This is a genomic window from Pseudoalteromonas sp. TAE79 (genome assembly GCF_000498015.1).
Taxonomy (GTDB): Bacteria; Pseudomonadota; Gammaproteobacteria; order Enterobacterales; family Alteromonadaceae; genus Pseudoalteromonas.
Map to the genome: position 1 here is coordinate 21759 of NZ_AUTL01000209.1, position 9687 is coordinate 31445.

Annotated in this window: 11 protein-coding genes; 8 read left to right on the top strand and 3 right to left on the bottom strand. The window is 36.9% G+C overall.

Annotation, left to right across the window (positions count from 1 at the left end):
• Positions 1-154 precede the first annotated feature (154 nt).
• On the top strand, positions 155-817 hold the full coding sequence (locus tag L655_RS0115560; RefSeq protein ID WP_024605529.1) for a hypothetical protein: 663 nt from the start codon (positions 155-157) through the stop codon (positions 815-817).
• A gap of 37 nt (positions 818-854) precedes the next feature.
• Positions 855-1493: a hypothetical protein gene (locus L655_RS0115565; protein ID WP_024605530.1), complete on the top strand. Its 639-nt coding sequence runs from the start codon at positions 855-857 to the stop codon at positions 1491-1493.
• A gap of 95 nt (positions 1494-1588) precedes the next feature.
• Here L655_RS0115565 and L655_RS0115570 read toward each other — a convergent pair whose 3' ends face one another.
• Positions 1589-1951: a hypothetical protein gene (locus tag L655_RS0115570; RefSeq protein WP_024605531.1), complete on the bottom strand. Its 363-nt coding sequence runs from the start codon at positions 1949-1951 to the stop codon at positions 1589-1591.
• A gap of 174 nt (positions 1952-2125) precedes the next feature.
• Between L655_RS0115570 and L655_RS0115575 the strand changes: the two genes are divergently transcribed.
• Positions 2126-4672, top strand: coding sequence for an Ig-like domain-containing protein (locus tag L655_RS0115575; protein WP_024605532.1), 2547 nt, complete (start codon positions 2126-2128; stop codon positions 4670-4672).
• 211 nt (positions 4673-4883) lie between these two features.
• Here L655_RS0115575 and L655_RS0115580 read toward each other — a convergent pair whose 3' ends face one another.
• Positions 4884-5315, bottom strand: a complete 432-nt coding sequence (locus tag L655_RS0115580; protein WP_024605533.1) for a hypothetical protein — start codon at positions 5313-5315, stop codon at positions 4884-4886.
• A gap of 236 nt (positions 5316-5551) precedes the next feature.
• On the opposite strand from L655_RS0115580, the gene L655_RS0115585 reads away from it, so the two are divergent.
• On the top strand, positions 5552-6304 hold the full coding sequence (locus tag L655_RS0115585; protein ID WP_024605534.1) for a hypothetical protein: 753 nt from the start codon (positions 5552-5554) through the stop codon (positions 6302-6304).
• Between the two features lie 31 nt (positions 6305-6335).
• Here L655_RS0115585 and L655_RS0115590 read toward each other — a convergent pair whose 3' ends face one another.
• On the bottom strand, positions 6336-6572 hold the full coding sequence (locus L655_RS0115590) for a hypothetical protein (protein ID WP_024605535.1): 237 nt from the start codon (positions 6570-6572) through the stop codon (positions 6336-6338).
• 492 nt (positions 6573-7064) lie between these two features.
• Between L655_RS0115590 and L655_RS1000000128070 the strand changes: the two genes are divergently transcribed.
• The 4 genes from L655_RS1000000128070 to L655_RS0115615 form a co-directional block, all read left to right on the top strand.
• Positions 7065-7757, top strand: a complete 693-nt coding sequence (locus tag L655_RS1000000128070) for a DUF2726 domain-containing protein (protein WP_024605536.1) — start codon at positions 7065-7067, stop codon at positions 7755-7757.
• A gap of 557 nt (positions 7758-8314) precedes the next feature.
• Positions 8315-8656 carry a hypothetical protein gene (locus tag L655_RS0115605; RefSeq protein WP_024591408.1) on the top strand — a complete coding sequence of 114 codons (342 nt, stop codon included), beginning with the start codon at positions 8315-8317 and terminating at the stop codon, positions 8654-8656.
• 2 nt (positions 8657-8658) lie between these two features.
• On the top strand, positions 8659-9003 hold the full coding sequence (tnpB, locus tag L655_RS0115610; RefSeq protein ID WP_158001052.1) for an IS66 family insertion sequence element accessory protein TnpB: 345 nt from the start codon (positions 8659-8661) through the stop codon (positions 9001-9003).
• 80 nt (positions 9004-9083) lie between these two features.
• A partial coding sequence (locus L655_RS0115615) for an IS66 family transposase zinc-finger binding domain-containing protein (protein WP_024604010.1) occupies positions 9084-9687 on the top strand: 604 nt, incomplete at its 3' end.

Genomic DNA, 9687 nt, shown 5'->3' on the forward strand with positions numbered 1-9687 from the left:
TTAAAATTAATATCCACCAGCCAAGGGAAGCAATGCTTCCCTTTTTTAATTATTTACGGGTTGCGCGTTTTAAAGAGTGCGTTAACTTAGATTCAGCTTTCGGGTTCTTAGTAAACCTAGTAAAAATAAAATATCAAAAAGGTGCCAATAGTAAATGAAGAGTATTAATGAATTTTGGGCTAAATTTCCATCACATATCGGCTATCTTGAGCAATGCGTTAAGTTGGGGCACAACGAAGAGTTTAAACTACGCTACAACGTTATTAATGAAGAGGTTAAGAAATTACACCCAGCTTTACAAGTAGAGTTCAACATTGAAATGTTAGAAGCAAAGGTTGATGCAATTATAGTAACGTCTAAAGAAAAAGGTGAAGGTCGTAAAGCTGCTATAAAAATTGCTGAGAATTGTCCTGCAAATTTAAAGTCTATGGTTACTCCTTATAGATTACCGGCATTAGGCTGGGAACTAGAGGTAACAGATAATTGGATGTTAGATCTATGTAGACAGTATGGAATGCCTAGTATCGCGGGTGAAACATCTGATTGTCTAGTTAATGCTAAGTGTGCAATTAAGAAAAACCCTAGTAACGAAAAGTTACTTATTCAATTTTCATTTAAAAATAAGCGCGAACTAAAAGCTATAGATGAAGAGCTGGTATTTTTAATGTTCGACTTATTATTAGGTGAGCAAATTATTGCTGAAGCGATTGACTCTCTAAGCATAAACACACAAAAAGATATGATGGCTAGAAAGGGTGATTGGGTTATTACCGATGGATTAGGCTTTCGCGATGAAATATTAAAGGCTTTAATGTAATATGATAATTAGGAAGATTTATTAACAAGGATAAGTAATGAGTTATATAAACTGCTTAATGCCTAAACCAATACCGTGTGATAGTGAGTTTATAGATTCACTATCAGCTACGATGAGTAGTTTAAAGCTAATAATGCCAAACTCTATCCCCGTAGAATACCGTTTGAAATTATCTGAATTTATTGAAATTACCTCTTATATACTAATTTCAGAATCATGTAATAGGGGAATGCTTAAGCCTCTTGTTACCTTCGGGGAGTCTGTTATAGATAACCCACATTTCGTTCCTTGGGTGTGTATAACGCCTCACGTAAACGTGTGGTTGCCTATTGCTTGTAGACGCTTTAGTGGGGAGGCAAATGATGATATTGATCAATTATCAATGTCTGTAGATTTGGCGACTAAGTTACTACCAAGATTAGCTGAAAAGCATAGCTCCATCAAAAGACAAAATTACCACGAACCATTACCTATAGAGATATGTGCATGGCTCGTTTATTCTGAGGTCAATGGATACAATGTATTCGCCATTCCTTCAGAACATAATATAACAAATATAAATTTAGTCAGTAATCTGGACCATCTTGTAATGACACCATTACATGAAGCGTTAGATTCAGGCTGGGATTTAGAGGGCGGTTTTATTAAGATTAGAAAGAATGAATTGTGTAAGTAATCCACCAGCCCTTAGAAATAATGCACCCGTAAAATATATTGCTCTGTACAAAGCAAACACTCTATGAATGCGTTTGATGGGTGCTTAATTTTCTGTCATATGTTGTTAGGCTGCTTAATATATTCTTGCGGATATTGGGCACAATTCAAGATCAAATCATTAATTTCTAACTTACGATTAAAGCCAGTAATCAAATATGACATATAAGGTAGGCGCTGATTACCATAAATTTTTTTATTATAACCCCCAAGCCACACGTATAACTGCTCAACTGTGTAAAAGCTGGTGGCTGTGTTAAAACCCAGCTTAGGGTTTAGCTTTACTCCTTTAAACCGACTTCTAAGAGATGGCGATAGGGTTTCTAATAGAAGGCGTAATGGCGTATCTGGGGATTTAGCCTCTGTAATAGGGTTTTTCGATAACGTTAATTTTCCAGTTTTGTAGTTATAAAAATGCATAGCGCACTCCAGTTTACTCGTAATTTAAATAGATTACTTTCAATCAAAAATCCCGCAATACATCAAATTAATAATAATAAAATTATTTTGTAGTTAGTATTAGCCCTGTAAAATCGCCGCAGACAGGTGAATCTAAGCTTATTATTGAAATATGTTTCACAAAAAAGCCATGCCATGAAAAAGACTTTATTTGGTTTAGTTGCATCTAGTTGCTTCATAAGCCCAAGCCACGCTGAAATAATTTATTTCGGTTTGCCTGATAGAGGTGTTATTTCGCCACAGGATTTTATAAACAAAAAATCAGATATAAAGATTGGTGTATCTGCGGGGTTAGATAGAAAGACAGAAATTATAGTAAAGGAAAAAAATGCGGGATTCGTTATCTATGATGAAAAGTCTGATTATATAACTGTTAAAGATCGCATCTCGAACTCGCTGGGTAATGATTTCTATGGCCAAGTTTACTCATTACCGACGCTATCAGATAATACTAGATATGAAATCATTCAAAATGTTTATGATATTGACGGGTTGCTAGTCAAATCAGAAGGTTTAGATGTGTATATTGATTTATCAGGACCTGAAATCGGTGAGTATAAAGCACTCTACTCGTCTAAGAAGTACAACGACCCTAAATGGACTTTTAACGGAGAGCAAACTTTGCCAGTAAGGGAAACATTATCAATAGAAAACAGCTTTGATATTACTGGTGCACCGATAAAGAACGCCTCTTACATTGTCTATGAAAAAGAAAACGGAAAGTGGGAAGAATTTGGAAGTTATGAGGCTGTAATTTCAGGTACCTCAGCCATTTTTCAAAGGCCCAACTACACGATGCTGCTAAACGGTTTACAGGGGCTTTTTCCTCATTACAGTTCAGAGGTAAAAGTAAAGTTAAGTATAGAAGATGAAGCGGGTAACATCGTGGATAAGGAAAAGGAATATCAATGGATAACGTGTGACTTTGGCAAAGATAAGCCTCTTAGTGCGTACAGGGATACTTTTCAGCAACCAATAGGGATATTAGATCCAACATCTAATGGCATTCCCGGTATTCCAAATACACAGGGGTTTCGTGCTTTTACTCCTGGGGATGTTATACCAACCAATCCAACTTCAGTCATTCTACGCATTCCAATTGATGTGAGTCGCGTAAAAAACAACCTTTACGGTTATGACATAACCTACGGTAATTTTGATACTCAAACGACGCCAATAGCTGTTGATGACCAATACGCTTATTATAAAACAGTTAGCAAAATAGCTACAGATACTGGCGCGTTAACGGGTATAAGGGTCTCCGCTGGAAGTCTATGCACGGGTTATATCAATATAGGTAATAATTTTAGCGAAGATGCGCGCCCAGCTACGATTTATGGGGCTACTATAACTTTTGATGATAAGTCTTTTGAGCTTGGAAGTGAGCTGAATTCATTTCAGTCTTCGTTAAGAAGCACTTTGCCTAAGGGAGGTTATTATAACGCAATGGTAGGGAACCCTAGTAATTGGTCAGAATTAAAGTCACTCAATGTACGTGTTAAACCTCAGTCATACAATCAAAGAGTGGTTTCTGATTTTGGCTCAGCCAGTTGTACAGTGCCATCTGGCCAAGATAATTGCACTATTACCTACAACACTAAGCTAGAAGAACTTGATGGAAAAATCATACATACAAACTACGGTATTCAATCCTACAAGGAAGGAACTAGTTTATTCGGTTCATACACTGTTATATTTAAATTTGATTTTACCCCGCCTAAATTTGAGAGCACATCACTAGATGAAGTAAATAAGATTGTCTCAGGTAAAGTTTGGAACCATGACGGTTTCAATCCTTATGGTGATTTTAGAATAGCTGCAGTTGTGGCCTCTGCAAAAAATAAAGTTACGGGTGAAACTACAATCATAAATTCAAACGTTGAACAAATACAAAGTCCTTACTTTATATTTAACTCAAACTTAACGTCACTGCCCGACGGTGAGTATGAAATATCAGCAGTTGCTTACGATAGTGCGGGCAATAAAGCAGAACAAACTGTTGGCGAATTAAAGAGTGATAATACACCACCAGCCATAAGCGTTGTAAACCAAACTGATAATCTTGAAAACTTCGATATTGTAAAAGGGCTTGAGTCCTTAAGTATTATCTTAACGGATGCAAGTAAATCTCATATCACATCTATAGAGATGACCGGCGGCCCAGCTAAAGATAAAGTAAAGCTAGATTGGATTGAGCAAGAACAAAATAAATTCACGCTTGAGTACCCGCGTCTATTTCCTGTGAGTGAGAGAGAAGATAGTTACAATTTGACTATTGACGCAGAGGATGAGTATTTAAATAAAAGCTTCAAAACAGTTGTTATTCAATATATACCAGCAAACGTTGTTGAATTAGAAGATGGGGTACTTCTAACGAGCAATAAGCTGCTATTAACACGAAATGACTCACCACTATACCAAATAACAACATCGTCGCTTAGGGGGAATGATGGGCAGCTTTTAAGTGGTTCGACTCCAGTAAACTTTACATTACGTTCTGACTCAGATTTTTCAGTTAATATTATGGGAAAAAAGGTCGAGCCCGGTGAGACATATAGTTGGGATTACGATTTAACAGGAACTGGAGGGAAAGTGATAGTACCTGTATTGCCCTACGAAAATAATAAATCTGGAGTTTCTAACTTTATGTTTGAAATTATGAATGTAGTTGTTGCCGATTGAAGTAAACGTAACTTCTTTAATTAGAGGTTACGTTTTATCTTTTGTTGCGTAAAAGGCGTAAGTTATCCAGCTAGCAGTCATAATTGAGTATAGTCCAATTATCTCTATTACCAATATCATATTACCCTCCGTTAAAAGAGTGATTAAACTGAGGGTAATTTAAACGCTAAAATTTGATGGCGCAAGATAAATGTGTGATTTAGCCCTTTATTTAGTAGATAACTTCTATGTTTTGCATAGCAGAGTCGTATTTCTCAATAATTAGATTTAAGAGCTTTGGATTATTGAAAACAACGTCTGCAGGGATAAATATTTGTGGCCATAATTCATTTTCGCTTTCAAGTAATCCAACTGACACTCCATGTGAACCATTAAATTGTGAGTAAAGAGGTCCCATAATATCGATCACCTTATCTCTGTTATATTCATCACTGAACTTTTGCTCAGCAATAATACCCATTACACCAAAACGCATTACAACAGAATATTCAAAGCCTGAAAGAGTTTCGCTGATGTTTAACAGTTCTTTTGCTTTCTCTAAATCATGGAGTGGTGATGTATTCTCTAAAACAAATTCACCAGCACAGTTATAAACATATACTAAAGTATCCAGTGAAAAATCAGCCATTGTATTTTTGTTCATCAAAGTTAAACCTTTTCAATAATTGCTAATAATGATTCCATTTAAAACCAATTTACTAAACGCGCAACCACAGACTCTTGGGGATAAACCTTCATTTAGTTATGATTTGATGATTGAGACACTATTAAAGGCTATTAGCGGTTATTGCTTTTTATAATTTTAAACTTGATAATAAATTTTTAACGCATTTCTTTAAATGCGTAGTCAATTAAGCACTTGGAATATATTGAGGTAAAATGATTAAGTCCGTAGGCGTTATCCCATTACTTTTAGTAACATCACTGAGTTTAAGCGCTCATTCCGTTCAAATATTACCTGACCACCAAGAACCACCAGCATACAAGGGTGACGCTAGAAACGGCGAAAAGCTAACATCATTAATAAACACTGTTAAAGAACTTTCGGATAAAGAGCAAAAAGATTTAAATTGTTATGTGTCCTTATCAGGTATTGAAACAAATATAAGTGAGTTAACCCCAAGCTTAAATTCCATGTTCATAGCGCAAAAAAAAGACGTAGAAAAACTGGCAATAACAATCTACAACGAACAAGCAGTGGCAAATCATTTAAATGTAGGTGTTGCGATTATCAGCGAGAAGATAAACGAGCTTGAAAAGCAGTGTTTGCCACTTCAAATTTCTACTCATAAAACGAACTTTGACTACTTAGAGTTTAATACTGAGTATGACGTCTTTAAAAATTGGATAGAACAAGAGATTGGGACTCGTGAATTAACTAAATGGAAATCTGATTGCCAGAACCTACAGAAAGAATATGTAGAGACACAGTTTGAGGTTAATGCGAACAGAGAGCGACTGCAGCGGCTTTATAAAGTGATTGGCACCACAACTATAACAAGTGATTCACCATCGTCTTGGGAGAGCCTACAGCTAGATGAAAAAGTTCTTGATATTAATAAAGGAAACTTAGAAACACTGAGGCAAGCTTCAACAGGAATGGAGTGCTGGAAGTTAGGTAAAGAAATATAAAAGGCCTAGTTATAGGCCAATACACTGCATGTTAATTAGAGAGTAAATCATCCCATGCACTCTCTAATTTTTCAAATACATTATTTATTTCAAATCCATCCACATCATCACCAAATTTGTCTGCTACAAAATCTTTTACTATAACTTTTGCGGAACGAATAACGGGCATATTAGTTATATAACTGTAGTTATTGAATAGTTGAGCTGTGATCGGTTCAGTACTCCAAATCGCAGAGATTAGGCAAGCCAATATAAATATTTTTTTCATTAGTAACCCTCGTAAATAAGTTTATAAATACGATATAACTAAACACTAAACGTGCAACCACTGAAAATGCCTTGTACGGATCACTACTGTTGGAGGACATTAATTATGAAACTCGACAATAAATACTAAAACCATGACAATAAAGTTCGAAACTTTTCGATGCTATTTGTCTCAGTCTGCCTTTTGTTCTAACAAGCTTTTGCCCCAAACGTGTTAAAGTAATTACTTTATAGGTCGGCTTTGAGCGATAACCAGACACTGAAAAAGTTAAATTTATTCCCGCTTTTTTGAGTAGGAGCCTAATTTTGTCCGATAACATTATTAACCGCCGCTTTGGTGCAAAATAACAAGCTTACTTCCTAGCTATTTTAATTACTTGTTTACAAAGGTAATTATTGGTGAAATTGTCAAGGTATGTAATACACGCCGTTTTGGTGTGTTATAAACCACCAAAATGGTGTTCAATAAGCTGTTATGTATTAAGGAAAACTCGTGAAATTTATTATATTAGCAATAATTGCTGTTGTTCTTTTTATCATTTTTAAAATTAAAATGAAGCGTCTTTCTCAAAGTTCAGATGAGCAATCAGAATTTTCTTACAGAAAGCTAGATGTATTATTTACTCCTGCAGAACGATCCTTTTTGGGTGTTCTGAATCAAGCAATTGATGATGATACTATTGTTTTTGGTAAGGTTAGAGTTGCAGATATTCTTACTCCCAAAAAAGGAACAGCGAGAAGTATTTGGCAAAAAGCATTTAATAAAATTTCTAGTAAGCACTTTGACTTTGTTCTTTGCAATAAAGCCGACTTATCAGTTTTATGCGCCATTGAATTAGATGACAGTTCTCATAACAAATCAAAACAAAAAGAACGAGATGCTTTTGTAGAGGGCGCATGTAAATCGGCTAACTTTCCTTTAATACGTTTTGTTGCTAAAGCCACATATACAGTAAATGATATTCAGAAAGCACTTAGTCAATATTTACCTAACTTACAAAATGATGCTATTAATCATCCTTTAGTAGAGTTAGAAGAGTTAGAAGCCCCCGCTGTTAAAACTTGCCCTAAGTGTTCTTCAGAATTAATATCTAGAACATCTAAAAAGGGTAAAACTGCTGGAAACGAGTTTTTAGGGTGTAGCGCATTTCCAAAATGCAGGTATATCGAATCAGAAAATGCATAACAAGTGACTAAGGTTATGAGTGTCCGCTGTTGCCACAGAGCTGTCATTCGACTCTGAAGCGTTTTTGTCCAAAAGTGAGTTTCAATCTTTGTTGTCACAATTTTTCTTTGGATAGGCACGTTGATTGAATCTAAGTATTGATCATGATTGTCATGCATACCTTCTATTGACACAAAAGGAACGAACTGGGAAGGCAAAAAAGTTTCAAATTAATGTCTTCCGACAACTACGTCAGGATTTCAGTATTTTAAGGTAGCTTATTATAATAAGCTACCTTTGTGAGAGGGTTCCAACACCTTAAATTTGTCGAGAATATGGCAATACACTGGCAGTTAATGAATACGTCACCCCCAATAAAAGATGAACTGTCGGCTTGGCGCTTTAAATAATAATTCCAAACGTTTTTTGCATCTTGAAGATCAACAACTTCAACAAAGAAGCATTCTTCAGCATTAAACATTTCGTCAAGTATACCGTAAGCGTCTAGCGAACCACACCTAGCATCGATGTTCTGATTATCTAAAAATACCTGCTCAATGATAAATTCGGAGCAGGTGATGAAAACTTACAGAACAAGCGCACAGTGGCAGCAGCTTTTGCTGCAACGCAGTACGTTTAGTGGTACTAATATTGAATTCTGCCAACACCATAATGTCGCTATTACGACTTATTATAAACAACGTGCTTTACTGGCAAAAGACCAGCCTAATTCCACCTTGCCAGTGCACACGCAGTGCCTTACATCATCACGTTTTGTCCAGGTAAAACAAACTACTGAAGTCTGCGCGCAAACTCGTCAAAATACGCTGCAGTTTGATACGCTAACCGGCCAACTCACGTTTCCTATCGATTTAGCGACGGCCGATATCGTTGCCATTATTAAAGGGCTAACGGTATGAGGATGTTCGTTGATGTACCCACCGTCTATTTATGTGCCGATGCCGTTGATTTTCGAAAATCAATTAATGGTCTGGCGGCGTTGGTGGAAGCAGAGCTTGAACTACCCGTGCTCAGTGGTGCGCTATTTGTGTTTTGTAATAAAGGCCGTGACAAACTCAAACTGCTTTACTGGGATAACACCGGTTTTGCACTGTGGTATAAGCGATTAGATAAGCATAAGTTCAAATGGCCCAAACTCATGTCACCCACCATGACCTTAAGCGAGCAGCAATTACACTGGTTATTATCGGGTTATGATGTGATTGGACACAGTAAAATTGATGTCGCAGGTAAGAAAATGCTTTAATATTTGCGATCGATTGATGATCATCAAAGTGAGTTCAGTTAGCACTGCAAAGCCTTTGATGATGCCTTAAAATAGGCGTCATGAAAAATGAACTCGCCCTTAAACAGCGCATTGCTGAACTTGAAAAACTGTTAGCGCAGAAGGATGCCCAGATTGCGGCATTGGAAGAGCGCTGGAGCTTGGCCCAACAAAAACAATTCGGCAAAAGTGCTGAAGGCTTTGCCGGGCAAGGCGAGTTATTCAATGAAGTGGAAGAAATTGTTGAGGAAGTTGAGGCAGAGCAACAATCCATTAGCTATACCCGTAAAAAGCCGGTGCGTAAGGCACTGCCAAAAGACTTACCTCGTGAGCAGGTTATTCACGACATCATCGACAAAACCTGTGATTGCTGTGGCGGTGAGCTACATAAAATGGGTGAAGATAAGTCAGAAAAGCTTGAGTTCATACCCGCTAAAATCAAAGTGATTGAGCATATTAGGCCTAAATACGCCTGCCGTCACTGTGATAAATCCTCAACTCAGACACAGATTAAACAAGCCTCAATGCCTGCCATGCCCATCAACAAAGGCATTGCAACCAGCAGTTTGCTCAGTCAGCTTATCACCAGTAAATACCAATACGGGTTACCGCTGTATCGCCAGGAAGCGATGTTTAAGCAATACGGTATTGAACTCAGTCGACAGA

What these genes read in the sequence shown, in the direction of transcription:
- L655_RS0115575 (WP_024605532.1), top strand. Translation starts at nt 2,126, where the DNA reads ATGAAAAAGACTTTATTTGGTTTAGTTGCATCTAGTTGCTTCATAAGC.
- L655_RS0115580 (WP_024605533.1), bottom strand. Translation starts at nt 5,315, where the DNA reads ATGAACAAAAATACAATGGCTGATTTTTCACTGGATACTTTAGTATAT.
- L655_RS0115590 (WP_024605535.1), bottom strand. Translation starts at nt 6,572, where the DNA reads ATGAAAAAAATATTTATATTGGCTTGCCTAATCTCTGCGATTTGGAGT.
- L655_RS0115560 (WP_024605529.1), top strand. Translation starts at nt 155, where the DNA reads ATGAAGAGTATTAATGAATTTTGGGCTAAATTTCCATCACATATCGGC.
- L655_RS0115605 (WP_024591408.1), top strand. Translation starts at nt 8,315, where the DNA reads ATGAAAACTTACAGAACAAGCGCACAGTGGCAGCAGCTTTTGCTGCAA.
- L655_RS0115570 (WP_024605531.1), bottom strand. Translation starts at nt 1,951, where the DNA reads ATGCATTTTTATAACTACAAAACTGGAAAATTAACGTTATCGAAAAAC.
- L655_RS0115565 (WP_024605530.1), top strand. Translation starts at nt 855, where the DNA reads ATGAGTTATATAAACTGCTTAATGCCTAAACCAATACCGTGTGATAGT.
- tnpB (WP_158001052.1), top strand. Translation starts at nt 8,659, where the DNA reads ATGTTCGTTGATGTACCCACCGTCTATTTATGTGCCGATGCCGTTGAT.
- L655_RS0115585 (WP_024605534.1), top strand. Translation starts at nt 5,552, where the DNA reads ATGATTAAGTCCGTAGGCGTTATCCCATTACTTTTAGTAACATCACTG.